The sequence below is a fragment of the Empedobacter sp. UBA6745 genome (assembly GCF_002453775.1).
Lineage (GTDB): Bacteria > Bacteroidota > Bacteroidia > Flavobacteriales > Weeksellaceae > Empedobacter > Empedobacter falsenii_C.
This window is the reverse complement of record NZ_DKHL01000046.1, coordinates 115,635-139,433: the sequence shown is the minus strand read 5'-3', so window position 1 is coordinate 139,433 and position 23,799 is coordinate 115,635. Positions and strand designations below refer to the sequence as shown.

Below are 23,799 nucleotides of genomic sequence, written 5' to 3'. Positions count from 1 at the left end.
ATTTTTAATCAATCTAATTTGTAACGTACTTTTTACACTATTAATTTAACAATAAAAGTTGATTAATACAATCTGATTTTATCAATTTACAATTAAATACTGCTTTTTATTGTATAGTTGATAAATAATTAACTGTCCTAAAACAAACATTTTAAACTTTATTATTAATTCTAAACATTTTTCTAACTTAACAAAACAAATAAAACACAACACACACATAAATGGATTACAAAACTTTATACTCAAAAAGTATTGAAGAACCTGAACTTTTTTGGAAAGAAGAAGCGCAGAAATTAGCATGGTCAACTTACCCTGAACAAATCTTGAAACAAAATGAAAACGGATATTATTCGTGGTTTATTGACGGAAAAATAAACATGAGCCGTTTGGCTTTGGAGGAAAATATAAAAGCTGGACGTGGAGAACAATTTGCTTTAATTTACGATTCTCCTGTTACAGAAGTTGTTCAAAAAATTACATACAATCAGCTTTTAGAAAAAGTGAGTCGTTTTGCTGGAGGTCTTATATCGTTAGGATTATCAAAAGTTGATACAGCAATTATTTATATGCCAATGATTCCAGAAGCAATTGTTGCGATGCTTGCTTGTGCGAGAATTGGTGTAATACATTCTGTTGTTTTTGGAGGTTTTGCTGCTCCAGAATTAGCTATTCGTATTGATGATGCTCAACCTGATGTAATTATTTCTGCATCTTATGGAGTAGAAATTAATCGTCAAATTAACTATAAACCATTGATTGATGAAGCGATTGAATTAACACTTTACAAGCCAAAAAACATTATCATTTTTGAGCGACCAAATCACACCGATGATTTATCAGCAGATAACGTTCATACCTATGGTGAAATGTATCAACATCAACCTGTAGAACCTATCGAAGTTCCGAGTACGCATCCATTATATATTTTATATACTTCCGGAACAACTTCTACGCCTAAAGGCGTTGTACGCGATACTGGAGGTTATGCAACTGCTCTGAATTCGACAATGAAATATTTTTACGATTTAGAACCAGGTGATACAATTCTTACTGCAAGCGATATTGGTTGGGTTGTTGGGCATTCTTATATCGTTTATGCGCCGTTAATTTATGGTATTACAACGGTTATTTATGAAGGAAAACCGATCAAAACTCCTGATGCAGGTGCTTTTTGGAGAATGGTTGAAGAACATAAAATCAAAAATATTTTTACAGCTCCAACAGCAATTAGAGCAATTCGAAAAGAAGATCCAGAAGGAAAATTATTCCAAAAATATGATACATCAAGTCTGAAACGTTTATTCTTAGCAGGAGAACGTTGTGATACATCTACTTATTATTGGTTAAAAGAAATTTCAAAATTACCAGTTATCGATCATTGGTGGCAAACAGAAAGCGGTTGGCCAATGTTAGGAATTTGTGCTGGAGTCGAAAATATAATGCCTGAACCTGGTGCAGCTGGATTGCCTGTTTTTGGCTATAATATTAAAATTGTTGACGACGAAGGTCAAGAAAATGATAGGCGAGAAGAAGGTTCTATTGTTATTCAACTTCCACTTCCTCCAGGTTGTATGACAAGTTTATGGCGAAATGAACACCGATTTATAAAAGGTTATTTTCAACAATTTCCAAATCATTATTTGACTGGTGATGGAGGTTTTAAAGACGAAAATGGTTTTGTATTTATTACAGGTCGAACGGATGATATTATTAATGTTGCTTGTCATCGATTAAGTACTGCAACAATGGAAGAATTAGTTTCTTCTCATCCTGATATTACTGAATGTGCGGTTGTGGGAATTAAAGATGAATTGAAAGGCCAAATTCCAATAGGGTTGATTGTTACAAAAGAAAATGCATCGAAATCGGAAGAAGAAATCGAAAAAGATTTGATTGCTTTATTACGCAAAGAAATTGGCGGAATTGCTTGTTTCAAAACATCTATAATAGTTAGCCGATTACCAAAAACGCGAAGCGGAAAAATATTACGCAAAACTTTATCTCAAATTGCAGACGGAACACCATTCACAATTCCTTCTACAATTGATGATCCTACAGTTTTAGATGAATTAATTCACGAATTTTCAAGAAGAAATGTTGGCGTAGCTTTTACAACTTCGTCAATATAATCCATTTATTCATTCACTATTTCTAAAGCAGTATTCTTAGGATTACTGCTTTTTTTGTTCATTTTTACATAAATTTGAATTAGAAATATCATTCAATGCCAAATCAATCAAAATCATTAGAAGATGTGCACGAAAGTGTTCAAATCAAAAAAGGAAAGTTTAGAAAAATCCTAAGTTTTTTTGGACCAGCCTACTTAATAAGCGTTGGTTATATGGATCCGGGGAACTGGGCAACCGATTTAGCGGGCGGTAGTCAATTTGGTTATACTTTGATTTGGGTTTTGTTGATGAGTAACATAATGGCTTTGTTATTACAAAGTTTGTGTACACGTTTGGGAATTGTTCGACGAAAAGATTTGGCGCAATGTAACCGAGAAACCTATCCGAAAGGAATGAATCTTGTTCTGTATATTTTAGCCGAAATAGCCATTGCAGCCTGTGATCTAGCAGAGATTTTAGGTATGGCAATTGGTCTAAATTTACTTTTTGGAATTGATTTAATTTATGGTGTTTTAATCAGTTTCTTAGACACTTTCCTTCTACTTTATCTTCAAAAATTAGGTATGCGCAAAATGGAACTTTTCATTGTTGGTTTAATCACGATGATTGGTTTATGTTTTTTGACGGAAATGTTTTTAGCAAAACCAGATTTTGGAGAAGTTGCAAAAGGATTTATTCCATCTATTCCAAATAGCGCTGCATTGTACATCAGTATTGGGATTATTGGAGCAACTGTAATGCCACATAATCTTTATTTACATTCTGCACTCGTCCAAACGCGGCAAATAAAACGCGATGATTTTTCAATCAAAAAAGCACTCAAATATAACTTTTGGGATAGTGCAATTGCTCTAAATTTAGCTTTTTTTGTCAATGCTGCAATCTTAATTTTAGCTTCATCCGTATTCCATAAAAACGGCTATCACGATGTTGCTGAACTTAGCGATGCTTATAGATTATTAGGTACAACTTTAGGAACAGATTTGGCTCCAAAATTATTTGCAGTTGCTCTAATTTTAGCTGGACAAAGTTCAACAGTTACAGGAACTTTAGCAGGACAAATTGTGATGGAAGGATATTTACATTTGCGTATTAATCCTGTTTTGAGAAGAATTTTAACTCGATTATTAGCCGTTGTTCCAGCTGTTGTGGTTATTCTTATTTTTGGCGAAAAAGAAGTTGGATCTTTATTGATTTTCAGTCAAGTTATTCTAAGTATGCAATTGGCTTTTGCAGTAATTCCATTGATTCATTTTGTGAGTGATAAAGCGAAAATGGGGAATTTTGCAATCAATACAACAACCAAATTTTTTGCATGGACAATCGCTTTTATTATTTCATTTCTGAATGCGCAATTAGTGTATGAAGAGGTGAATAAATGGATGGCAAATAGTGAATCTTATACTTTAAACATTTTTCTTGTAGCATTAGAAATCGGACTTTTAGTATTATTGTTGCTGACATTTTTTATTCCAATTATGTTGAAGAAAAATGAAGAAAATCAAAAAGAAATTCATGAACCATTTGAGAAGTTTACGTTAGAAGAAATCTCAAATCAACATTTCAAAAAGATTGTGGTTGCGTTAGATTTTTCGAAAACGGATCGAAAAGTTATCAATTATGCGACGCAATTAGCGACTACTGAATCTACCATTATTTTGGTTCATATTGTTGAAAGTGCTTCTGCAAAATATACGGGAGAGCGTACGAATGATGAAGAATCTTTATCAGATTTGAAACGTTTGGAACAATATGCAGAAATCATTCGTCCTTTGTTTAATGAAACTAAAATCGAACTAGGTTACAATAATCGAATCAATTCGATTGCTGAAATTTGTAAACGAAATCAAGCAGATTTGTTGATTGTTGGTTCGCACGGACACCAAGGTTTTATGGATTTTATTTTTGGCGAAACGATTAATAAATTAAGACATCGCGTTAATATTCCGGTGTTTATTGCGAAATAATAAAAATTATTTGATCGATAATAACTCGATCATTTCTTTATTTTCTTGTAAAATAGCATGATCTAAAGCAGTTTTACCATTATTATCTTTAATGTTTAAATCTGCACCAGCTTCAATTAATTTTTTGGCAATTTCGTTTTGACCAAATGTTACTGCAAAAATCAAAGCAGAAGCTCCATTAAAATTCACTTGATTGACATCAGCTTTATTCGCAATTAGTAAATTTGCCATTTCAAGAAATCCTCTAAAAGCTGCACCCATCAACGCATTATTTCCAGATAAATCTTGCGCATTAGGATTTGCCCCTTTTGATAATAATACTTTCGCAACGTCTGAACTATTATTATAAATGGCTAAAATTAAAGGTGTGAATCCGCGTTGATTTGCTTCATCTACATGCTTTCCATTCGAAATTAATTCTTCTATTTGTTTCACATTATTTTCTCTCGCCGCACTAAACAAATCTTGTGCATAAATTGAAGAAAAACTGAATAGAAATAAGGCTAAAAATATATACTTTTTCATGATAATATTGATTTTATGAAAGTCATGGAGTCGAACTCAATCGACTCCAATCCAATAGAAATTATTTTGGTAAATATTGCTTTACATCGTTCATAGAAGTATTTGTAGCCTTCATCAAACGTGTTCCGTATTCTGTATTTGCTTGGTAAAAATGTGCAATCATTTTATGAACAATTACTTTATTTTTAACCGCATTCAAAGCTCCGGATAAATTTTTGATTAAATTATCTTGATCTTTTTTAGAGAATGATTTGTACAAATCTCCAGCTTGCACAAAGTTATTTTCTTTATCAATGACGTGCTGAGTTGTTGTTGCTCCCGCAGGAAAAACAGATTTCGAATACTTGAATTTTGCATTATCTACAACCTCAGGAAGATTTGTTGAAGGTTGATAATTTACATCACCTTTTTGCTCTCGGATCGACATATAACCATCTTGATTGTATGTTTTTACATTGTTTTTTGGAGCATTTACAGGAATTTGTTGAAAATTACCCGTTAAACGGTGACGCTGTGTATCAAAATAAGAGAACAAACGACCTTGTAACAATTTATCTTCAGAAGCTTCAATTCCTGGAACCAAAGTAGCTGGAGCGAATGCTGCTTGCTCAACTTGTTGAAAATAATTCGTTGGATTCTCATTCAATGTCATTGTTCCAACTTTAACTAATTTTGCAATAGATTCTGGCCAAATTTTAGTTACATCAACAGGATTGAAATCTAATTTATCAAAATCTTCTCGTTTCAATAATTGAACATATAAATCCCATTTCGGAAAGTTTCCTTTCTCAATTTCATTACGTAAATCTAATGTTGCATGCTCAATTGCAGTCGATTGAATTTTATCAGCTTCTTCTTGAGTTAAGTTTTTCGTTTCTTGTTGAGGAACCCATTTATATTTCACATAAGTTACTTCACCTTTTGCATTTACCCATTTGTAAGCATGTACGCCATTTCCTTCCATTTGACGAAAATTTGCTGGAATTCCGTAATCTGAAAACAACCACGTTAACATATGCGTAGATTCTGGCAAATTAGAGAAGAAATCAAATACACGATTTGGGTCAGATGCGCCATTTGTTACAGGAGATGGCTTAAAAGCATGCACCATATCAGGAAATTTGATCGCATCGCGAATAAAGAAAACAGGTAAATTGTTTCCAACTAAATCGTAATTTCCTTGTTCTGTGTAAAATTTAACGGCAAATCCACGTGGATCACGATAAGTTTCTGGCGAACCTTGTTGATGTGTTACAGTAGAGAAACGCACAAGTAATGGTGTTTTTTTACCAGCTGTTGACAAGAAATCAGCCATCGTTACATCAGAAAAATCTTTATCAGCTACAAATTCTCCGAAAGCTCCAGCTCCACGCGCATGAACAACACGTTCTGGAATACGTTCGCGATCAAACGCTGCTAATTTTTCAATTAAATGAATGTCTTCCAACAAAACTTGTCCATTGTTTCCGATTGTTTTAGAATTTTGATTATCTCCAACTGGAGCACCTGTGTTTGTTGTTAATTGTTGCGCAAATCCAATCGTAGAAAGAAATGCTAAACTTAATACTAAACTTCTTTTGATCATAATTATAGTTTTATTCTTTTATTTATCATTTTAAGACAGAGCAAAACTAAATCGGATACAACTATAAATCAAATCTATAAAATTTATTAGATATAATTAATTTTTATAATAATTACAATTCAATTATTTACAAGGAAGAATAAGACGATATATTATTTCGCAATAAATGAATAAATAAAAATGATGAAGAAGTTTAGAAATAAAAAAACCGCTAAACAAGCGGTTTTGAGAGATATTATTTAATTTTTTCTAAATCGTTGAAAAGACATAGAAGGTTTAATTTTTATCGATTCATTAGCGATTAATATCATTAAATTCAAATGCTGATTGAACATCCATAGTGAATTTCCTTCAACCTCTACTCCTTGTGGAGTTCTGATAAGTTCTAAATTTGTGTACATCATAATCTATAATTTTTTGGTTGACGCTAATGTTGTGTTAAAAATAATTTTTAATGTTAATTTCATTTAACACAATTGATAAAATTAAAAGTTTCTAATAAAATTCGGTGTTTTGTATTTGATTTTAAACAAACATAAATTATACCAAAAAATTATACAAATCGTTTCCTTAATGTTAAATTTTAAGAAATTTGACTCCAACCAACTTTATCTTTATGATTTTCAATAAAATATTTTTTTGTTGGTTCATAAATCGGAGAAGAAAGTGTCGGATCTTGTGAAAGAATAGCTTCAACACATTTTCTTGCTGCATACAAAACCTCTTTGTCTTTCGCTAAATCAGCAATCTTAAGATTTAAAACACCACTTTGTTGCGTTCCCATCATATCTCCAGGACCACGCAATTCCAAATCAACTTCTGCTACTTGAAAACCATCATTTGTTTGACACATCGTTTGTATACGACGTTTCGAAACTTCGTTCAATTTTCCACCTGTCATCAAAATACAATACGATTGTTCCGCACCACGACCTACACGACCACGAAGTTGATGCAATTGAGAAAGTCCAAAACGTTCAGAATTTTCAATAATCATAACAGAAGCATTTGGCACATTTACACCAACTTCTATCACAGTTGTAGCAACCAAAATTTGCGTTTCATTATTTTTGAAACGATTCATTTCAAATTCTTTATCAGCAGGTTTTTGACGACCATGCACAATACTTATCGCATATTCTGGCAACGGAAAAGCACGAGAAATACTTTCGTAGCCATCCATTAAATCTTTCAATTCTAACTTTGCTGATTCTTCAATTAATGGATAAACCACATAAATTTGACGACCTTTCGCAATTTCATCTTTCATAAATTTGAAAACACTCAAACGATGTGCATCCGTTTTATGAAGCGTTTTAATAGGTTTTCGTCCTTTTGGTAATTCATCGATCACTGAAACATCCAAATCACCATACATTGTCATCGAAAGTGTACGAGGAATTGGCGTCGCTGTCATCACTAAAATATGTGGTGGAAGTTTAGCTTTTCTCCAAAATTTAGCACGTTGAGCAACTCCAAAACGATGTTGTTCATCAATAATCGCTAATCCCAAATTCTGAAAAATCACATTATCTTCTAACAATGCATGCGTCCCAATAATGATTTTAAGGTTTCCATTTTCAAGGTTTTCTAAAATTGGTTGACGCTTTTTCTTTGTCACCGAACCAGTCAATAATTCAACCGAAACATCCAAACCATTCAGCAATTCTGTAATGCTTTCGTAATGTTGTTGTGCAAGAATTTCGGTTGGCGCAATTAAAGCCGCCTGAAAACCATTGTCGACTGCAATCAACATCGTTAACAACGCAACCATCGTTTTTCCAGAACCAACATCACCTTGCAACAAACGATTCATTTGCGCAGGTTGACGAAGATCAAAACGAATTTCTTTTATCACTCTTTTTTGTGCATTTGTCAATTCAAAAGGTAAATATTCATTGTAAAATGTATTGAAATAACGACCAATTTCTGGAAAAGGATTACTTCTATTCTTTTGTTTATTGACTGCTTTTTGAGAGAGATTAGCAAGATTTAGAAAGAAAAATTCTTCAAATTTTAGACGTCGAATTGCCGCATTTAATTCTGTTACATCTTTTGGAAAATGAATTGCTTTTAAGGCTTCATTTCTTCCAACTAATTTATAATGATCGAGAACATTTAATGGTAAATTCTCAGGAATATCATTATTTTCAGCAAAAAGATTCATCATCATTTTCTGAAGAACACGATTCGTTATTCCTTTTTTTGTCAACTTTTCGGTACTCGGATAAACTGGAAATAATCCAAGCGGAATATTTTTCGAGTCTTCAACTAATTCAATTTCAGGATGTGTGATACTGAAATTATTATTGAATACATTTGGTTTTCCGTAAATGACAACTTCTTTGAAAAGATCATTTCTCAATTTCTCCTTTTGCCAAGAAGAAACTTTGAACCAAACCAATTCTAAAGTTCCTGTCCCATCTTGAAATTTCCCAACCAAACGTTTTACTTTTCCTTGATTAATTTCTTCTAAACTAACAATTTTACCTTTCAATTGAATTTCGGCAGCTGTTGAAGAAATTTCAGAAATTTTATAGAATTTTGATTTATCAACATAACGAAAAGGAAAATGTTGTATCAAATCTTCGTATCTAAAAATTCTGAATTCACTTTGCAGTGTTTTAGCACGCTCAGGTCCAGCACCTTTTAAATATTCTATTGTTTTTTTTAATGGATTTTGATACATTTTTCTACTTTCGAAAGTCGCAATTTACCAAATTTTAACGACAAACAATGTCATCATTGTTACAAAATAATCTTGTAGAATTACTTTATATTTGTAACAAATTAGAATCAAATGAATTTAACAGAATACATCAACAAAGGTTTATCATACGAAGATTATATCACACGCGTTGAAGATGATTTGGAAAACGAAATCGAAAACGATGATCCGAAAGAATATGTACAATATTATGCTTTGGGATTGCAGCGCATGAACAGAATTTTTAAGACATTCAAATTAAATCCTGCGCAAGAAACACGCGTTAAATCAACTGCAAATAATTTAAAATTATTAGTCATTACAGAAGGTTGGTGTGGAGATGCTTCTCAAATTTTACCCGTTGTTGAGAAATTGGCAAATGCACTAAATGTTTCGACACATTATGTTTTACGTGATGAAAACTTGGAGTTAATGGAAAAATACAAAACAAATGGAGCCGCTTCTATTCCGATTATTATTGGAGTGAATGAAGAAAATGAAGAAGCTTTCCGTTTTGGTCCTCGTCCACAAGCTGGAATGGAAATGTTGGCGCGTTTCAAAAGTAATCCTGATACGTATTCGGCAGATGATTTTCACGAAGATTTACAAAAATATTACAACAATAATAAAGGTGAAGATATTGTAAATGAAATTTTAGATTTGATTGACGAAAACATCGGTAATTAATCATTTTTTTCAATTTGTTCAACTTGTTATTTGTTCGCATCTTTGTGTAAGATTTTATTGAAAAAGAAAAATGAAAGGAAATAAGCAAATTATTTTTGCCATCGTTGTAGTTGTCACTTTAGTCGCTATTATGTTTACGCCAATCGGTACATTTTTTAAAAGTAAAATGGAAGACAATAGCCACGTTGCTGGTTCTGATATTGAATTAACAGAAAGTGATTATGACATTGATTTAATTGGTCATAACGGCGCTGCGAATACAAACTTGATTGATTTCAAGAAAAGTGGTGAAGTTGTTTTTCTAAATTTTTGGGGAAGCTGGTGTCCTCCTTGTGTAGCAGAAATGCCAACAATTCAGAAATTGTATGAAGCAAAAGGACAAAAAGTAAAATTTGTATTGATTGCAATTCAGGATAAACCAACAGTTTTCAATCCTTTTTTGCAAAAAAATAATTATACAATGCCAGTTTATGAGCCGAATAGTCCAATTTCGAACAATATGTTACCAAAGGTATTTCCAACAACGTATATTTTAAATAAGAAAGGTGAAGTTGTATTGAAAGAAACAAAAACAAGAGATTGGAACGATAAAGAAATTAATGATTTATTAGATAAATTAATCGCTGAATAATTTCATTCAAAAACATAAAAAAGCCGTTATTAATTGATTAATAACGGCTTTTTTTATGTCAAAATATTTCTACTTTCTTTTTAATAAAGCTAATTTCGCACCGATGTAAGTCATTGGTAAATATGCCAAAAATCCATCTAACATAGAAAACCACGTTGGTGCAGGAACTACGGCGATCATGTACAATCCAAAGCTTAAATATAAAATTCCGAAAGCAATTGCCAACTTCATTTTGTTTGTATCAGCTAATTTTGCAATGATAAATCCTCGTGTAAACGATCCTAAAGCGTGTGCTAAAAATGGAAAAAGATAATTTTGTGGTTGTAGCAAATGCATTGTTGCTTGCAAACCTTCCGTTGATGAAATATCTGCTCCTTCTGGTGCTGGAATTAGGTTATTTCCTAAAATAATCAAACATATATTCACTATATTCGCGAGAATTAATCCCGCAATAAATGCTAAAATATTTCGTATAATTGGATGCATATTTTTTAAATTCTCGTTTAATTTTCTCTCATCAAAGCCAATTGTAATAAAGCAGTTGTTGTATTTTGATTACGTGTTGTAGCACTTACATTTAGTAGTTTTTCGAAAAAATTATTGGTCAATTTTGTTTTTCCATAACCGGAAGGACAATACAAATAAACGACATCATCAGCAATAAAATATTGTTCATCTTCAGTTTTTGAACTTTCAACTTTTTCAGTATTAATTTCCGAAGGTTTATTGGCTAAAAACATATAATGCAAAAACTCTTTATCGATGCTCAAATCCTTTAAAAATGGATTGTTTTCGATGATATTTTTTAATTTTTCGATGGTAAGAATCAAAATTGGAACTTCAAAAGATAGACTTTCTACAATTTTATCGTGAATTAAATCTCCAATTTCTTTGATATCAGTCAAATTTGTCGAAAAAACAGCATTCCCACTTTGCACGTAAGTCGTCACATTTTCCAGTTTAATTTCCTCCAAAAGTTTGGTCAAAACATCCATTTTGATGATTTTTTTACCACTTACATTTATACCTCTCAGAATTGCAATAAAAGTATTCATAAAATTATCTCTATTTATGAGAAACTTGGTTTAAAATTATGAAAATAAATATAATAGAAATTTTGAAACAAATCCTTCAATTGTTATGATAATTTTGATAAATTAGCATCATTCTGAATAATCAAAAACTGATAAAATCTATAACTACAAACATATTAGAAGCCTTTAGCGACGGCGTTCTTGCGATAATTATTACCATTATGATTTTGGATTTGAAAGTTCCGCTCGGTGATGATATCATGAGTTTGAAACCTTATATCCCGAAATTTTTGAATTATTTGTTCAGTTTTATTTATGTTGGAATTTATTGGAACAATATCATCATCTTTTTCAGGCAATTGAGAAAGTAAATGGCGCGAATTTTATGGAGTAATTTGCATCTACTTTTTTGGTTGTCTTTGTTACCAGTTTCCACAGGTTGGATGGGCGAAAATTACGACTCAACTTTTCATGTTGCTTTTTATGGATTTGTCCTATTTATGAGCATTGTAGCATTTATGATTATTGAAAAAATTGCTATAAAACAAGAAGGAAAGGAATCTATTATTGCGAAGTCTCTGAGTAGAAATTTAAAAGAAAAGACCTATAGTATTGGTTATTTAGTCGGAATCGGAATTTCATTTGTAAAACCAGAAATTGGTATTATCATTTATGCTTTAATAGCTTTATTATGGCTGATTCCAGATAGAAGATTTGAAGAATCGATGCGATAATTATTGATAATTCTCTACAGAATCAATTAATTTTTGAAGAAGATTTGATGTAGAATCTTCTTCAAAATTTTTAAAAGATTGCCCTAACCATAAATTCGTGAACGCTGTATTTTCGTTTAATTTAGAAACGTTTCTCAACGAATTTGTTAATTTATTTTGATGAGGATAAGGTAAAACAAACTCGGAATTTTCAAACAAACGAATAAATTCATTCTCAATTCCTCGTGCATATCTTCCAGAAAAACTTTTTGACAAGATAATTTCATTTTCTTTTACATTTTTTAATCGTTCTTTTTCGAACGATTTTAAAGCACTTTCATTGGAACACAAAAACAAACTACCAATCTGAAAAGCATCTGCACCCAACTGTTTAGCCGCCAAAAGTGTTTTCGCATCATAAATTCCACCAGCAAAAATCAACGGCTTTTTCACAACATCTTTTACTTGCGAAAACAAAGAAAAGCCTCCAATCTGAGGCAAAATATCTGGATTAAATGTTCCACGATGTCCACCAGCTTCAATTCCTTGTACACTAATCACATCAATATTCGACTTTTCCAATTGTATCGCTTCTTCCAACGTCGTACAAGTCCCTATTAATGTCACATCATGTTCTTTAAGACGATTAATAGAATTATCGTCAAAATTGCCAAAAGTGAAACTCAAGATTTTGCACTTTTCTTGTAAAATTACTTCTATTTGTTCCTTATAACCATTTGGTTTTACAGCTTCAATCTCAGGAAAAACGATATCAAAGTTTTGTAGACGCGCAAGCTCAATTAACTTATTTTTTGTTGCATTATACTTTTGCTTTAATTCTGGTGTGATTTCAGGAATATCGTTCGCAAAAATATTGATAGCAAAAGGTTTATTCGTTAATTTTTTGGTTTGATAAATTCGCTTCAATGAATTTTCTGCATCCAAATCAGCAATTGGCAAAGAACCTAAACAGTTACAATTACTCGCTGCAGCAACCATTTCTGGTGTCGTTACTCCAAACATTGGTGCTTGAATAATCGGATATTTTACACCAAATAATGCTGTTAGTTCATTTTGCCAAATCATCTTTTTTTATTTTAAATTTTCTTTCAATTTAGGCATAAAAGCTTTAATTGCAGGAAGTAAATCCTCAAAAATTGGATTATTTTTATTCTTCATTACCACTTCCAAAAATAACTTCAAACCTATTGCAAATTCCACTGATTGATTTTCATTTTCGAACGGATTTTTAGATTTTATCATTTCAATAATCTTAAAAATCTCATCATGATTCATAAAATCTAAAACAATTGGAGCTTGTAATGGCGCATCTTTGTCTAATAATTCGGTCTGTTCTAATGTTAATTTGTAGTGATTTCCTTTCTTTGTCATAAATCTAATTTTTCCAAAAGTAACAGATTAGAATTATCAAAAATTAAAATGATTATTCGTTTAATTGATTGATTAAATCAATAATATTTATTCAAAAAAAGAGCCACATTTCTGCAACTCTTCTATTGTTATTTATCAACTCCTTGATTTACTTGCTTATGACGTTCATTCATTGCTTTCATTTCCGCCATAAATTCTTTGTCTGTCACAACTTTTCCCTTTGTTGGCAAAGTAATCACAACATCTTTATCTAAAATTTCGATTTCTTTCATCGTAAAAACAGCCTTGAATTCATCTGTTGACATTTCTGCTTTCACAATCAAACCTGGTAAATTAGCATAACGATAAGGACCATCTCTATAAGGCAAACTCGTTGTATACCATGCAATCACCTCTTTTCCATCCTCGTCTATTCCAATTGCTTTTGTTGCATTATAACCTGCTATTTCTGTTTTTTCTTTTGTTATTTTCCATTGATAATCAAAGATTTTATCCTTAATCAAAAAGGTTTTCACACCAAAATCTTTCACATTATAAAATTCATTTTTTTCATAATCTTTATATTGTGGATTTGCTTCTGCAGCAATAATCATCTGCGCAATAGAATTATCATTGGATTGATTGTTATCAATTTTAATTTCAGGTTTGAAAGAAGACATTTTTCCATTACTTTCCAATACAAATTTCACCGAAATTCCGCGATCTATTTCACTTTTGAAACTCGCTTGATACGCAGCAGGAATACTACTTTTGATTTTATCGAAATCTAAAATAAAATCTGTGTTATAGATTACTTTTATGTTCTCCTTTTTAGCTTGTGCAAACGAAGCAATACAAGAAATAGTCGTAAAACATACCGAAAGTATAAGTTTTTTCATGTTATAATAATTTATGGTTTTGTTAGTTTCAAAAGTAAAGAATCAAATGAGATGAATTTGTTAAATATGACACAATAAATCATATCATATTCATAAAATATAATTAGAAAATTTAACAATTTCCTAAAGTTGAGAATTATATAAATTGAAGGAATAAATATTACATTTAAAATATATTGACGACCAAAATTTATGAAATTACAAAAAGGAATTACAGGTTTTGACACCACTCCTAATTACACAATAGAAGATTTAGAGAAAATTCTGAAAGGAATCAAATATCCATTTACCAAGACAGAAGTTGTTCTGAAAGTGAATGATTCATCTAACTTTTATCAAATTAAAATTAATTATCAAAAGACAAAACAAGATTTTTATTTGATTGTAAATTCTACTTATTTAATTTTTGCTTGTGTTGAAAAAAATAGATGTTTCGATTTGAAATTTATTGACTTTCCTGTTGAATTAATTTCACAATTAAAAGCCGAAGTAAATTCAAGTTTGATCCTTCTAAATCCAAAAGAATTAAACAAAAAAGTAGAAGTTTCTGATTTAGAATTATTAGGAGAATCAGAAATAAAACAAATTAATTATTGGAAAAGTAAAACATTGGGAGAGATAGTTTTCAATTGCTTTGATTAAACTTTACGTTTAATAATTCTATTACGTTTTCTTTTCTTGAAAATAATTCGAATTAGACGATAACCATAGGTCACCTTTTTATTTTTTGTAATAATTGGGAATGCCATTGTACACATCAATGAGATGCAAGCAGTTGTACCTAACGCACCTCCATAACCATTGAAAACTTTGCTTGTATAATGCAATAAAACTGCAAATAAAATTGGAGAAAAAACCAACGAAAAATAACTGATACTTATGGTTGATGATACCATTCCAATGAAAGTTCCACCGATTACATACAACGGAATATTTTTGGTATAAAACTCAGGTAAAATTGTCGGAAAGAAATAAAAAAATCCGCCAACAATCATCGCAATCATTGCAGAAGCACGAACTGGACCTTGTTTGAAACGAATATTTAATTCGTACGTTGTTAATGAAGCTATTATTGAACACATCATTAATATTAAAAATTCAGTAATCATTAGCCAATAATTAATTTAAACAACAACATACTCAATAAAACTCCGATAAATGCTAACGTTCCCAGCTTTCCTCCTACACCAACAAATAAAGATTTTGTAGCAAAAAATAACAAGGCTGTAAAAACTCCAGCCGTAATAATCATCCAATAAACATACTGAAAATCAAGCGAAGTCATTCCAATGAAAGCACCACAATATATAGGTCCTGCAATTTGTTTTAGATATTCTGAACGAGGATTAAACTTCGTTAAAAATGAACCTAAAGTTCCGATAATTCCAGCTGAAAAAACGCCTCCTAAACCAAGTTGATTATTGATTAAATACGTTATAATTGCAGCTATAGGAATCCATAAAACTAATGTTTTTCGATCAAATGAATATTCGTGATGATGTAACGGGAATTTGCGGTAAACAATTAACAACAAAGCACAAATCGCAACAATAATATATGGCACAACATAATGTTCTATCCGCTCATTCATTATCGCAAATAGAAACAAAAACTGAATTACAAAAATAATCAGTATGGTGACAAATTTTATGATGCGTTTGGTTTGCACAATTATTTTTTGAAGTTGCAAAGTTAGTGACTCGTTCTAACAAAATAGAATAATTTTTATCAGTAAAGTTGTAAAATTTATTAAATTTAAGAACAATATGAAAACACTAGAAAATTTAAAATATCCGATTGGAAAATTTGAAATTCCAGCATCATTTAATAAAGAATCTATTGAACAATGGATTTCAACAATTCGTGAATTTCCACAAAAAATTCAGAATGAAATTACCTCTCTTTCAGAAGCTGAATTAGAACAGCAATATCGTCCAGAAGGCTGGACAATTAGACAAGTTGTGCATCATTGTGCAGATAGCCATATGAATAGCTTTATTCGTTTTAAACTAGCTTTAACCGAAGATGTTCCGACAATAAAACCTTACGAGGAAAATATTTGGGCTGAATTAGAAGATTCTAAAAATCTTGAAGTCAACATTTCAGTCAATTTGCTATTTGCGCTGCATCAACGTTGGGTTGTTTTGTTAAATTCGTTTGTTGAAAGCGATTGGGAGAAAAAATTTCGTCATCCGGAAACAAATCAATTGATTGATTTAAAAACAAATCTTGCGATTTATGCTTGGCATTGCAATCATCATTTAGCGCATATAAAGCAAGCTAAGAAAAGTTAATGTATCTTTGCACAACATTTTGTAACCAATGAAATACATCAATTATTTTCTATTATTTTTATCTACAATCATTAGTATTTTTCTATTTTTTGTAAGCGCGAATCAAATTGAACTTGTTCCGAATAAAAATGAAGGTTATAAAGGTGAACAAATTATGCTGATTGAAAAATCGAATGATATACGTTTTGTGAAAAATATAGCTGAAACTTCGGTGGAAAAATATGATGTACTATACAATCAATTATCAGATTTTGCAGCAAAAATGAATACGTGGATTATTTTATTATTCATCCTTCAACTTGCAATGGGCGTACTTTTCTTTCTACAATTTCGAAAAAATAAAATAAAAAATCTCAAGTCAATACAAGATTAACTTGAGATTATATTGACTTAAATTATCACAAAAACATAAGTCATTCTACCTAAAAAATTATCTATTCTTCAATTAATTCAGCTGAAAAACCAACTTCCTCAATTGTATCAATAATTTCTTCGTCTGTTGCTTGATTTATTTTTACAGACAAAACTTTATCAGGATTATCAGTATCAACTTCCCAAGCTTCTAAACCATCTAACTTATCCAAAAAAGGTTTTACTTTGCTCACGCAACCACTACAATTTATATTTGTTTTGAATTTTAATTCTTTTGTTTCCATAATTCATTGATTTTTGTTTTACAAATTTCGCTAGAATAACTACAAAATCATTTACAAGATTTCGCTAAATAGTTATATGATTTCTGTACTTATTAATCGTTTTGAGCTACTTTTGCATTCAAACAAAACAATTTCAATTTCTTTACAAATGAGTCAACAAAATGACCAAAATATTGTCTTAGCTATCGACGAAAAACCGAAGTTAGGACAAGGTATATTATTAAGTATACAGCATCTTTTTGCGATGTTTGGTGCAACAGTTTTAGTTCCCGCTTTGACAGGAATGTCACCAGCAATTGCATTAATTTCGAGCGGAATCGGAACTTTAGTTTTCATCTTAATTACACGAGGAAAAGTCCCTTCTTACCTTGGATCTTCATTTGCTTTTATCAATCCAATTATCGCAATGAAAGCTTTAGAAGCAAACCCAGAAAGTGGAATTGCAACAGGAAGCTTCTTAGTTGGTAGTTTTTTGGTAGGAGTTACCTATTCATTGGTCGCACTATTTATCGCAACGGCTGGAACAAAATGGTTAATGAAACTTTTACCTCCTATTGTTGTTGGTCCAGTAATTATGGTAATTGGTCTGGGATTAGCTTCTACAGCAATCAAAATGGTGACAAATAATCCTTCTGGTGAATATGATTTAACCTATGTTACAATTGGTTTTGTTACCCTAATTATCACAATAATTACAGCAATTTTCAGTAAAGGTTTTTTGAGTGTAATTCCAGTTTTAGTCGGAATTATTGGTGGATATATTTTTGCAATTATAATGGGAGTTGTTGATTTAAATCCTGTTATAGAAGCAAAATGGTTGATGACTCCAGACTTTACGGTTCCTTTTGTAGATTATACGCCCACATTATCTTGGTATGTTATTTTCTTAATGATTCCGGTTGCAATTGTACCAATCGCTGAACATATCGGACATCAATTAGTTTTGAGTAAAGTCGTGAATAGAGATTTAATTGAAGATCCAGGTTTAGACCGATCTATGTTAGGTGACGGAATTGCAACAATGATTGCGGCTTGTTTAGGTGGACCACCAAACACAACATATGGCGAGAATATCGGTGTTTTAGCCATTACAAGAGCTTTTAGTATTTATGTATTTATTGGAGCAGCGTGTTTTGCTATTTTATTTGGATTTTGCGGTAAAGTTTCAGCTTTATTAAGTACAATTCCAACGCCAGTTATGGGTGGCGTTTCAATTTTATTATTTGGAATTATTGCTTCGAGTGGTTTGAGAATGCTAATCGAAAATAAAGTAGATTTTAAGATTAAGAGAAACTTAATCATTTCATCTGTTATCCTAATTATAGGAATTGGTGGTGCAGCAATTCACATTGGAGATTTATTTTCTTTAGAAGGAATGGCTTTGGCTTCTATAATTGGAGTTGCTTTAAATTTAATTCTTCCGGGAAGAGAATTTGTGTCGTTTAAGGAAATGTTTGATGAAGAAAATTAGATTATCATAAAAATAAAAAAGACGGAAAATTATAAGTTTCCGTCTTTTTTATTAAATATTTTTTGTTCTTAAACTTCATCAAAATCAATTGCTAAAGTAGCTGTTTTTGGACGAGAAATACACGCTAACGTCATTCCTTCTTCGTAATCAGAATCCGTTAATACATAGTTGTCTCCGATATGTACTTCGCCTTCCGTTATCTTACACATACAAGACGAACAAACACCTCCTTTGCATGAATAAGGTGCATCAATACCAGCATCTAACATTGTGTCAATCAAGTTTTTTCCTCTATCCCAAGTCACTTCAGAAGTTTCGCCATCAAGCGTTACAGTAACTTGAACCGTTTGAGGTCCTTCGTCATGTTTTGTAAAAATATCTTCTGTTTTCACTGAAGGATTAAACATTTCGAAATGAATATGTTTCTCGATAATTCCAGCTTCGTTGATTTTCTTCGCTAAAGTCAAAATCATTTGTTCTGGTCCACAAACCATCGCTTCATCTACTTCGTTGATATCAATAATTTGATTCAAGATTAAATCAAATTTCTTTTCATCAATTCGTCCGTTGTAAATGAAATTCTCCTGATCTTGGCGCGTATAGAAATGATGAATAAAAACATTGTTTGGATATTTTTGTTTTAATTCTGTCAAACGCTCTTTAAACATGATTGAGTTTTCGTCTCTATTCACATAAAAAATATGAAAGTTTACCCATTCTTCAGTCTGCAACGTAAACTCCAACATACTCATAATTGGCGTGATTCCACTACCCGCTGTAAAAGCTAATAACGTACGTTTTTCGTTTGGTTTTGTTGGGATAGAAAAACGTCCACTTGGCGTAGAAACTTCTAATTGATCACCAACTTTTAGTTCATTTGCTAAATAAGAAGAAATCTTTCCATTTGGTTGAGATTTAACCCCAATGCTCCATTTTTTATCTTTAGGAGATTCACATAAAGAGTAATCTCTTCGTTCTCCATTAATATTAAGAGTGATATATTGTCCAGGTAAAAAATTGTATTCTTCGTGTAATTCCTCAGGAACATCAAACGAAATTTGAACAGCATCAGCCGTTAATTTTACAATTTCTTTTACCGTTAATAAATTAAATTTCATAGTCGTATACTATTTATAATTCTGAAAACAACTCGTTATTTAAGATTGTTCTGCTAACTTTGTACAAAAGTAAGATTTTAGATTAAATAGAAAAAATATATGGAAATAGCATTGATCGCTCATGATGGAAAAAAAGCTGAAATGGTCAATTTTTTAATGAAACATAAAGAAGCTTTAAACAAGAATAATATCACATTTATCGCAACAGGAACGACAGGAAAGTATGCGGAGCAAACTGGACTAAAAGTTACGCGCTATCTATCTGGTCCTCTTGGTGGTGACGCGCAAATTGCTGCTCGAGTTGTAGAAGGAAAAACAGATATGGTTTTCTTTTTTAGAGATCCGATGGGAAAACATCCGCACGAACCAGATGTAAATATGTTATTGAGATTGTGCGATGTACACAATATTCCATTAGCTACAAACCCAGCGACAGCAGAAATGTTATTGGATCATTTAAAATAATTTTTTCTTAAGCTAATCTTAAGTTTATTCTGATTGTTTTGGATGATAATTTGTTTAATATTGAATAGAAATTTTAACTGAATATAAATAACAATTCAAAACAAAATCACAATGAATTTAATTAAAAAAACAGCTATCGCGCTTAGCTTATTTGCTTTTACTGGATCATCTGTAGCATTTGCTCAAACAAAAACTCCAACAAAAGCAACTAAAACAGAAACAGTAAAAACAACAACTAAAGCATCAGCAGATAAAAAAGGAACAGATGCTAAAAAGGATGTAAAAGTAACCACAACTAAGAAAACTGAAGTTACCCCTAAAGGTACAACTGATAAAAAAGTAGTTTCAGAAAAAAAAGTGGAGAAAACGACTACTCCAAAAAAAGAAACAAAAACGACTGTAGCTAAAACTACCACTGCAGGTACTTACAATGGGCACAAAGTTTATGTAGGACCAAAAGGTGGAAAATACTACATTAATGACAATGGAAATAAAACGTATATCAAACAATAGTTTTTATCCGAATAAAAATAATAAAGGCTGTCTTATTTGTTAGGACAGCCTTTTTAAATTACATTTTTATAATAAATATTTTCTGGATTTTGAGGATCGATTAAAATATCAACCTCTTTTCCTTTCTTTAGATTCTCACTTGCGTTAACATCTCCAAAATATTCAAATTCTGTATAATAAATTTTTTCAGTATTTGGATGTTTATAAAAAACTTCAACTATATAGTCTGGCAAATGATTTTCTCCTAATAAACCTCTTTTTATTTCAATAATATGTGCTTTTACTTTTACTCCTTTATTTACTAATCTTGAATGATTTAGGTGTTCAAATAAATTGACAAAACCTAAATATCCCATAAACAAACTACAGAACAGAAAAACTACTCCAAGCAGTTGATTAAAAAATACACCAAGATTTAGAAAAGAGCATATTAGAACAAATCCTAAACTTAGAATTAAACATCCTATTGCGATTGACAATTTCATTATTCTTGTATTTGCTATCTGTTTTTCACAAACCGTACCAAAAACAAAAAATTGTCCTATAAAAATAATTTTATTATAATTTTATTCAAACATCTTAATAAGCTGCTGTAAATCTGCTTTTTATATGATTGGCATTTTCAATTTCATCTGCAATTACCACTGCAACATCTTCCACAGACAAAATACTACGACCTTCTGCATTGAAAACAGGAACATCATTTCCTAAACGATACGTACCTTTTCGCTCTCCAGAAGTTCCTTGATGCATTTCTGGCGCTGGAGAAAACATTGTCCAATCCAACTCATTATCTTGTTTCAAGATATTATAATAATCTCTTGCAGCCAAAGCGCCTTGTTTTATTTGTTCAGGAAAATCTGGCGCGTCTACAATTTGTAATTCTTTTTGATCATTCACATACAAACTTCCCGCTCCACCAACAACAATCAAACGTTTTACGCCTGCCAATTTAGTTGCTTCTTCAATAGCTTTTGCACCTTTCAAATAATCCTCATAAATATTTGGATTTGTCCAACCTGCATTAAAAGCGCTTACAACCACATCAGCACCTTTCAAATCTGTCGCCAAAGCTTGCACATCATTTACATCTAACGCCACTTTTGCTACATTTTTACTATCCAAAACGTTGTCTGTATTTCGCGCAAATGCTTTGATAGATTGATTTCTATTTACCAATTCTTCTACGATATGTGAGCCCACAAAACCTGTTGCTCCAATTACTGCTACTCTCATTTTATTTAATTTTTGATTTTATATTGTAATTAATTTTGTTACATTTAAAGATAAAAAATTTTACTTAAATTTATCAGAAAATTGTTTTAAAGTTTTATGATTTAACGATTTAATCAATTCTGATTCAGCATGATCAAATAATTTTTCAAGATTGTCATTCATTTGTTTACCAACTGGACATTCAGGATTGGTATGATTCATTCTTCCAAAAATATTTTCTTGATTGACAATTTTATAGACATCACCTAACAAAATATCAGCAGAATCTTTAACTAAATAAATTCCTCCTTCTTTACCTTTTTTAGAATCAATGAAACCTGCTTCTTTCAAGAATTTAATCTCACGACGAACCACAACAGGATTCACATTAATACTACCCGCAATAAAATCAGAAGTAATTAATTGTCCTTTAAATTTTTCAGTCAAAACTAAAATATGAATAGCTGTTGCAAATCTTAAATTATTCATTTCTTTAAATCGATGGGACAAATTTAGTACAAAATTTTTAATTGTAACAAATATTGATACAATTTTATTAATTAATTTCACTTAAATTTGTTGCATACTCCTATACATATGGAAAATTATAAAAAACATTTATCAAATATTATTGATCTCACAGAAGAACAATGGGCAGAAATTGAAAAATTTTTGGTGGTAAAAGACATCAAAAAAAATGAATTTATTTTAGAACCTGGCGAATATTCCGAAGATTATTTTTTTGTAGAATCTGGCGTTATTCGTTCTTATACAATAGATGAAAACGGAAAAGAACATGTTTTACAATTTGGTACAGAAAATTGGATTGTAAGTGATAGAAATAGTGCTTTTTGTAAGCAACAATCAAAATTTTATATTCAAGCAATAGAAGATTCTACCGTTATTTTATTGAATGAAAAATTGAATGATCTAATCACACGATTAAATCCAAATTATTTAGCTGCTCAAAATAAATTAATTCAAAATCATGTACGTAGTTTACAAGATCGTATTAATTTGTTACTTGGTGCATCTGCAAAGACTCGTTATTTAGAATTTATGCGTCTTTATCCCAACCAACTCTCTCGCATACCGCAATGGATGATCGCTTCATATTTAGGCATCACACCCGAAAGTTTAAGTAGAGTTCGTAAAGAAATAGCACATGGATAGTTATAGTTTTGAAATTTTTGTACCAGAAAAACCTAAAAAAAATAATAAACAGATTGCAAAAGTCATCTTATCATTCTTAGCGGTTACTGTAATTAGTTTTGTGTTTTTGGAACTGAAAGTGTTCAAAAATCAAACGTATTATTACATTTTTATTGGGCTTTTAGCAACAGCTGTTGCTTATTGGAATGGTTATTTTAAGCGACCTTCGGCAGAATTGAAAGGTAATTTTGATGGAAAATTGACATTTACAAAAGATACAATTTCTTTAAAGGATCAAACTTTTTCAATCAACGATTTGTTTTCTATTGTCATTGATAATGAAGATTACAAAGGAAAAGCTGTAAAGGAATTTGGTGAGTTCGAAAATCCAGAAGGTTCGCACGGAATTAGTAATTTGATTACATTAAAAACAAAAGACAATCAATTTATTGAGGCTTATTTTTTACAAAAATCGTTAAATGAATTTTCTAAAATCGAATCATTTTTAATTCAATATTACAAAAACAATTTACTTTCTGAAGATGATTTAATTTCGATCATGCATTTAGAATATGATATTGATAAGAACGAGTTGAGAAAAAAATTAAGATAATTTAATTTTTCACTAACATATAAAAGTTAAGCTAGTCTCATTATTTAATGTAAT

The 23,799-nt window shown here is 31.0% G+C and carries 30 protein-coding genes; 14 read left to right on the top strand and 16 right to left on the bottom strand.

Annotated features, from left to right (window positions below; genetic code table 11):
- Positions 1-221 precede the first annotated feature (221 nt).
- Both B4H69_RS13260 and B4H69_RS13255 read left to right on the top strand, forming a co-directional pair.
- Positions 222-2,129 (top strand): AMP-binding protein, encoded by a 1,908-nt coding sequence (locus B4H69_RS13260; RefSeq protein WP_291094413.1) that lies wholly within the window; start codon positions 222-224, stop codon positions 2,127-2,129.
- A 95-nt stretch (positions 2,130-2,224) separates the two neighbouring features.
- The gene (locus B4H69_RS13255; RefSeq protein ID WP_180906767.1) at positions 2,225-4,096 is read left to right on the top strand and encodes an Nramp family divalent metal transporter; all 1,872 of its coding nucleotides are present in this window, start codon (positions 2,225-2,227) and stop codon (positions 4,094-4,096) included.
- Between the two features lie 6 nt (positions 4,097-4,102).
- Here the strand turns inward: B4H69_RS13255 and B4H69_RS13250 are convergent, their stop codons facing one another.
- From B4H69_RS13250 to recG, 4 genes are all read right to left on the bottom strand, one after another.
- On the bottom strand, positions 4,103-4,621 hold the full coding sequence (locus B4H69_RS13250) for an ankyrin repeat domain-containing protein (protein ID WP_280045614.1): 519 nt from the start codon (positions 4,619-4,621) through the stop codon (positions 4,103-4,105).
- Positions 4,622-4,682: 61 nt separating this feature from the next.
- The gene (locus B4H69_RS13245; protein WP_291094410.1) at positions 4,683-6,206 is read right to left on the bottom strand and encodes a catalase; all 1,524 of its coding nucleotides are present in this window, start codon (positions 6,204-6,206) and stop codon (positions 4,683-4,685) included.
- A gap of 239 nt (positions 6,207-6,445) precedes the next feature.
- Positions 6,446-6,610, bottom strand: a complete 165-nt coding sequence (locus B4H69_RS13240; protein ID WP_280045617.1) for a hypothetical protein — start codon at positions 6,608-6,610, stop codon at positions 6,446-6,448.
- A 179-nt stretch (positions 6,611-6,789) separates the two neighbouring features.
- Positions 6,790-8,895, bottom strand: coding sequence for an ATP-dependent DNA helicase RecG (gene recG, locus B4H69_RS13235; RefSeq protein ID WP_291094408.1), 2,106 nt, complete (start codon positions 8,893-8,895; stop codon positions 6,790-6,792).
- A 111-nt stretch (positions 8,896-9,006) separates the two neighbouring features.
- Here recG and B4H69_RS13230 point away from each other — a divergent pair, with 111 nt between their 5' ends.
- Both B4H69_RS13230 and B4H69_RS13225 read left to right on the top strand, forming a co-directional pair.
- Positions 9,007-9,600 (top strand): thioredoxin family protein, encoded by a 594-nt coding sequence (locus B4H69_RS13230; protein ID WP_291094406.1) that lies wholly within the window; start codon positions 9,007-9,009, stop codon positions 9,598-9,600.
- 70 nt (positions 9,601-9,670) lie between these two features.
- A complete protein-coding gene (locus tag B4H69_RS13225) occupies positions 9,671-10,231 on the top strand; it encodes a TlpA family protein disulfide reductase (protein WP_291094404.1) in 561 nt (186 codons plus the stop codon).
- Positions 10,232-10,300: 69 nt separating this feature from the next.
- Here B4H69_RS13225 and B4H69_RS13220 read toward each other — a convergent pair whose 3' ends face one another.
- Entirely contained in the window at positions 10,301-10,717 is a 417-nt protein-coding gene (locus tag B4H69_RS13220) for a hypothetical protein (protein ID WP_291094402.1), read from the bottom strand.
- 17 nt (positions 10,718-10,734) lie between these two features.
- Complete coding sequence (locus tag B4H69_RS13215) at positions 10,735-11,286, bottom strand: DUF1697 domain-containing protein (RefSeq protein WP_291094400.1); 552 nt, start codon at positions 11,284-11,286, stop codon at positions 10,735-10,737.
- 101 nt (positions 11,287-11,387) lie between these two features.
- On the opposite strand from B4H69_RS13215, the gene B4H69_RS13210 reads away from it, so the two are divergent.
- Both B4H69_RS13210 and B4H69_RS13205 read left to right on the top strand, forming a co-directional pair.
- Positions 11,388-11,636 (top strand): TMEM175 family protein, encoded by a 249-nt coding sequence (locus B4H69_RS13210; protein ID WP_349679670.1) that lies wholly within the window; start codon positions 11,388-11,390, stop codon positions 11,634-11,636.
- Entirely contained in the window at positions 11,637-11,999 is a 363-nt protein-coding gene (locus B4H69_RS13205) for a hypothetical protein (RefSeq protein WP_291094398.1), read from the top strand.
- Here B4H69_RS13205 and B4H69_RS13200 read toward each other — a convergent pair whose 3' ends face one another.
- The 3 genes from B4H69_RS13200 to B4H69_RS13190 all read right to left on the bottom strand — a co-directional run bounded on the left by B4H69_RS13200 (position 12,000) and on the right by B4H69_RS13190 (position 14,248).
- Positions 12,000-13,064 (bottom strand): NAD(P)H-dependent flavin oxidoreductase, encoded by a 1,065-nt coding sequence (locus B4H69_RS13200; RefSeq protein ID WP_291094396.1) that lies wholly within the window; start codon positions 13,062-13,064, stop codon positions 12,000-12,002.
- Positions 13,065-13,070: 6 nt separating this feature from the next.
- Positions 13,071-13,370: a DUF3861 domain-containing protein gene (locus B4H69_RS13195; protein ID WP_115000261.1), complete on the bottom strand. Its 300-nt coding sequence runs from the start codon at positions 13,368-13,370 to the stop codon at positions 13,071-13,073.
- A gap of 128 nt (positions 13,371-13,498) precedes the next feature.
- The gene (locus B4H69_RS13190) at positions 13,499-14,248 is read right to left on the bottom strand and encodes a GLPGLI family protein (RefSeq protein WP_291094393.1); all 750 of its coding nucleotides are present in this window, start codon (positions 14,246-14,248) and stop codon (positions 13,499-13,501) included.
- Positions 14,249-14,440: 192 nt separating this feature from the next.
- On the opposite strand from B4H69_RS13190, the gene B4H69_RS13185 reads away from it, so the two are divergent.
- On the top strand, positions 14,441-14,890 hold the full coding sequence (locus tag B4H69_RS13185) for a hypothetical protein (RefSeq protein WP_180906755.1): 450 nt from the start codon (positions 14,441-14,443) through the stop codon (positions 14,888-14,890).
- Here the strand turns inward: B4H69_RS13185 and B4H69_RS13180 are convergent.
- Complete coding sequence (locus B4H69_RS13180) at positions 14,887-15,333, bottom strand: hypothetical protein (RefSeq protein WP_180906754.1); 447 nt, start codon at positions 15,331-15,333, stop codon at positions 14,887-14,889. The genes B4H69_RS13185 and B4H69_RS13180 overlap by 4 nt on opposite strands.
- Positions 15,334-15,356: 23 nt before the next feature.
- Entirely contained in the window at positions 15,357-15,839 is a 483-nt protein-coding gene (locus B4H69_RS13175) for a hypothetical protein (RefSeq protein WP_052217819.1), read from the bottom strand.
- Positions 15,840-16,014: 175 nt separating this feature from the next.
- Between B4H69_RS13175 and B4H69_RS13170 the strand changes: the two genes are divergently transcribed.
- Positions 16,015-16,542 (top strand): YfiT family bacillithiol transferase, encoded by a 528-nt coding sequence (locus B4H69_RS13170; protein WP_280038001.1) that lies wholly within the window; start codon positions 16,015-16,017, stop codon positions 16,540-16,542.
- A gap of 28 nt (positions 16,543-16,570) precedes the next feature.
- Entirely contained in the window at positions 16,571-16,915 is a 345-nt protein-coding gene (locus tag B4H69_RS13165) for a hypothetical protein (protein ID WP_038335765.1), read from the top strand.
- Between the two features lie 61 nt (positions 16,916-16,976).
- On the opposite strand, the gene B4H69_RS13160 is transcribed toward B4H69_RS13165, so the two are convergent.
- Positions 16,977-17,198, bottom strand: a complete 222-nt coding sequence (locus B4H69_RS13160) for a heavy-metal-associated domain-containing protein (protein ID WP_038335762.1) — start codon at positions 17,196-17,198, stop codon at positions 16,977-16,979.
- A 148-nt stretch (positions 17,199-17,346) separates the two neighbouring features.
- Here B4H69_RS13160 and B4H69_RS13155 point away from each other — a divergent pair, with 148 nt between their 5' ends.
- Positions 17,347-18,669, top strand: a complete 1,323-nt coding sequence (locus B4H69_RS13155; RefSeq protein ID WP_038335819.1) for a solute carrier family 23 protein — start codon at positions 17,347-17,349, stop codon at positions 18,667-18,669.
- 68 nt (positions 18,670-18,737) lie between these two features.
- On the opposite strand, the gene B4H69_RS13150 is transcribed toward B4H69_RS13155, so the two are convergent.
- Positions 18,738-19,787: a 2Fe-2S iron-sulfur cluster-binding protein gene (locus tag B4H69_RS13150; protein WP_291094389.1), complete on the bottom strand. Its 1,050-nt coding sequence runs from the start codon at positions 19,785-19,787 to the stop codon at positions 18,738-18,740.
- Positions 19,788-19,886: 99 nt separating this feature from the next.
- Between B4H69_RS13150 and B4H69_RS13145 the strand changes: the two genes are divergently transcribed.
- Both B4H69_RS13145 and B4H69_RS13140 read left to right on the top strand, forming a co-directional pair.
- Positions 19,887-20,252: a methylglyoxal synthase gene (locus B4H69_RS13145; protein WP_019973715.1), complete on the top strand. Its 366-nt coding sequence runs from the start codon at positions 19,887-19,889 to the stop codon at positions 20,250-20,252.
- Between the two features lie 111 nt (positions 20,253-20,363).
- The gene (locus B4H69_RS13140; protein WP_291094387.1) at positions 20,364-20,765 is read left to right on the top strand and encodes a hypothetical protein; all 402 of its coding nucleotides are present in this window, start codon (positions 20,364-20,366) and stop codon (positions 20,763-20,765) included.
- A 53-nt stretch (positions 20,766-20,818) separates the two neighbouring features.
- Here the strand turns inward: B4H69_RS13140 and B4H69_RS13135 are convergent, their stop codons facing one another.
- The 3 genes from B4H69_RS13135 to B4H69_RS13125 all read right to left on the bottom strand — a co-directional run bounded on the left by B4H69_RS13135 (position 20,819) and on the right by B4H69_RS13125 (position 22,469).
- Positions 20,819-21,250, bottom strand: a complete 432-nt coding sequence (locus B4H69_RS13135; protein WP_280061468.1) for a hypothetical protein — start codon at positions 21,248-21,250, stop codon at positions 20,819-20,821.
- Between the two features lie 94 nt (positions 21,251-21,344).
- The gene (locus B4H69_RS13130) at positions 21,345-22,001 is read right to left on the bottom strand and encodes an NAD(P)-dependent oxidoreductase (RefSeq protein WP_286478168.1); all 657 of its coding nucleotides are present in this window, start codon (positions 21,999-22,001) and stop codon (positions 21,345-21,347) included.
- A 60-nt stretch (positions 22,002-22,061) separates the two neighbouring features.
- Entirely contained in the window at positions 22,062-22,469 is a 408-nt protein-coding gene (locus B4H69_RS13125; RefSeq protein ID WP_291094382.1) for an RrF2 family transcriptional regulator, read from the bottom strand.
- A gap of 108 nt (positions 22,470-22,577) precedes the next feature.
- Between B4H69_RS13125 and B4H69_RS13120 the strand changes: the two genes are divergently transcribed.
- A complete protein-coding gene (locus B4H69_RS13120) occupies positions 22,578-23,153 on the top strand; it encodes a Crp/Fnr family transcriptional regulator (protein ID WP_291094380.1) in 576 nt (191 codons plus the stop codon).
- Positions 23,146-23,745: a hypothetical protein gene (locus tag B4H69_RS13115; RefSeq protein WP_291094377.1), complete on the top strand. Its 600-nt coding sequence runs from the start codon at positions 23,146-23,148 to the stop codon at positions 23,743-23,745. The genes B4H69_RS13120 and B4H69_RS13115 overlap by 8 nt, the downstream gene beginning before the upstream one ends.
- Positions 23,746-23,799 lie beyond the last annotated feature (54 nt).

Bases quoted from the DNA above. Each gene is read 5' to 3' on its own strand.
- B4H69_RS13260 (WP_291094413.1), top strand. From the start codon at position 222: ATGGATTACAAAACTTTATACTCAAAAAGTATTGAAGAACCTGAACTT.
- B4H69_RS13255 (WP_180906767.1), top strand. From the start codon at position 2,225: ATGCCAAATCAATCAAAATCATTAGAAGATGTGCACGAAAGTGTTCAA.
- B4H69_RS13250 (WP_280045614.1), bottom strand. From the start codon at position 4,621: ATGAAAAAGTATATATTTTTAGCCTTATTTCTATTCAGTTTTTCTTCA.
- B4H69_RS13245 (WP_291094410.1), bottom strand. From the start codon at position 6,206: ATGATCAAAAGAAGTTTAGTATTAAGTTTAGCATTTCTTTCTACGATT.
- B4H69_RS13240 (WP_280045617.1), bottom strand. From the start codon at position 6,610: ATGATGTACACAAATTTAGAACTTATCAGAACTCCACAAGGAGTAGAG.
- recG (WP_291094408.1), bottom strand. From the start codon at position 8,895: ATGTATCAAAATCCATTAAAAAAAACAATAGAATATTTAAAAGGTGCT.
- B4H69_RS13230 (WP_291094406.1), top strand. From the start codon at position 9,007: ATGAATTTAACAGAATACATCAACAAAGGTTTATCATACGAAGATTAT.
- B4H69_RS13225 (WP_291094404.1), top strand. From the start codon at position 9,671: ATGAAAGGAAATAAGCAAATTATTTTTGCCATCGTTGTAGTTGTCACT.
- B4H69_RS13220 (WP_291094402.1), bottom strand. From the start codon at position 10,717: ATGCATCCAATTATACGAAATATTTTAGCATTTATTGCGGGATTAATT.
- B4H69_RS13215 (WP_291094400.1), bottom strand. From the start codon at position 11,286: ATGAATACTTTTATTGCAATTCTGAGAGGTATAAATGTAAGTGGTAAA.
- B4H69_RS13205 (WP_291094398.1), top strand. From the start codon at position 11,637: ATGGCGCGAATTTTATGGAGTAATTTGCATCTACTTTTTTGGTTGTCT.
- B4H69_RS13200 (WP_291094396.1), bottom strand. From the start codon at position 13,064: ATGATTTGGCAAAATGAACTAACAGCATTATTTGGTGTAAAATATCCG.
- B4H69_RS13195 (WP_115000261.1), bottom strand. From the start codon at position 13,370: ATGACAAAGAAAGGAAATCACTACAAATTAACATTAGAACAGACCGAA.
- B4H69_RS13190 (WP_291094393.1), bottom strand. From the start codon at position 14,248: ATGAAAAAACTTATACTTTCGGTATGTTTTACGACTATTTCTTGTATT.
- B4H69_RS13185 (WP_180906755.1), top strand. From the start codon at position 14,441: ATGAAATTACAAAAAGGAATTACAGGTTTTGACACCACTCCTAATTAC.
- B4H69_RS13180 (WP_180906754.1), bottom strand. From the start codon at position 15,333: ATGATGTGTTCAATAATAGCTTCATTAACAACGTACGAATTAAATATT.
- B4H69_RS13175 (WP_052217819.1), bottom strand. From the start codon at position 15,839: ATGAATGAGCGGATAGAACATTATGTTGTGCCATATATTATTGTTGCG.
- B4H69_RS13170 (WP_280038001.1), top strand. From the start codon at position 16,015: ATGAAAACACTAGAAAATTTAAAATATCCGATTGGAAAATTTGAAATT.
- B4H69_RS13165 (WP_038335765.1), top strand. From the start codon at position 16,571: ATGAAATACATCAATTATTTTCTATTATTTTTATCTACAATCATTAGT.
- B4H69_RS13160 (WP_038335762.1), bottom strand. From the start codon at position 17,198: ATGGAAACAAAAGAATTAAAATTCAAAACAAATATAAATTGTAGTGGT.
- B4H69_RS13155 (WP_038335819.1), top strand. From the start codon at position 17,347: ATGAGTCAACAAAATGACCAAAATATTGTCTTAGCTATCGACGAAAAA.
- B4H69_RS13150 (WP_291094389.1), bottom strand. From the start codon at position 19,787: ATGAAATTTAATTTATTAACGGTAAAAGAAATTGTAAAATTAACGGCT.
- B4H69_RS13145 (WP_019973715.1), top strand. From the start codon at position 19,887: ATGGAAATAGCATTGATCGCTCATGATGGAAAAAAAGCTGAAATGGTC.
- B4H69_RS13140 (WP_291094387.1), top strand. From the start codon at position 20,364: ATGAATTTAATTAAAAAAACAGCTATCGCGCTTAGCTTATTTGCTTTT.
- B4H69_RS13135 (WP_280061468.1), bottom strand. From the start codon at position 21,250: ATGAAATTGTCAATCGCAATAGGATGTTTAATTCTAAGTTTAGGATTT.
- B4H69_RS13130 (WP_286478168.1), bottom strand. From the start codon at position 22,001: ATGAGAGTAGCAGTAATTGGAGCAACAGGTTTTGTGGGCTCACATATC.
- B4H69_RS13125 (WP_291094382.1), bottom strand. From the start codon at position 22,469: ATGAATAATTTAAGATTTGCAACAGCTATTCATATTTTAGTTTTGACT.
- B4H69_RS13120 (WP_291094380.1), top strand. From the start codon at position 22,578: ATGGAAAATTATAAAAAACATTTATCAAATATTATTGATCTCACAGAA.
- B4H69_RS13115 (WP_291094377.1), top strand. From the start codon at position 23,146: ATGGATAGTTATAGTTTTGAAATTTTTGTACCAGAAAAACCTAAAAAA.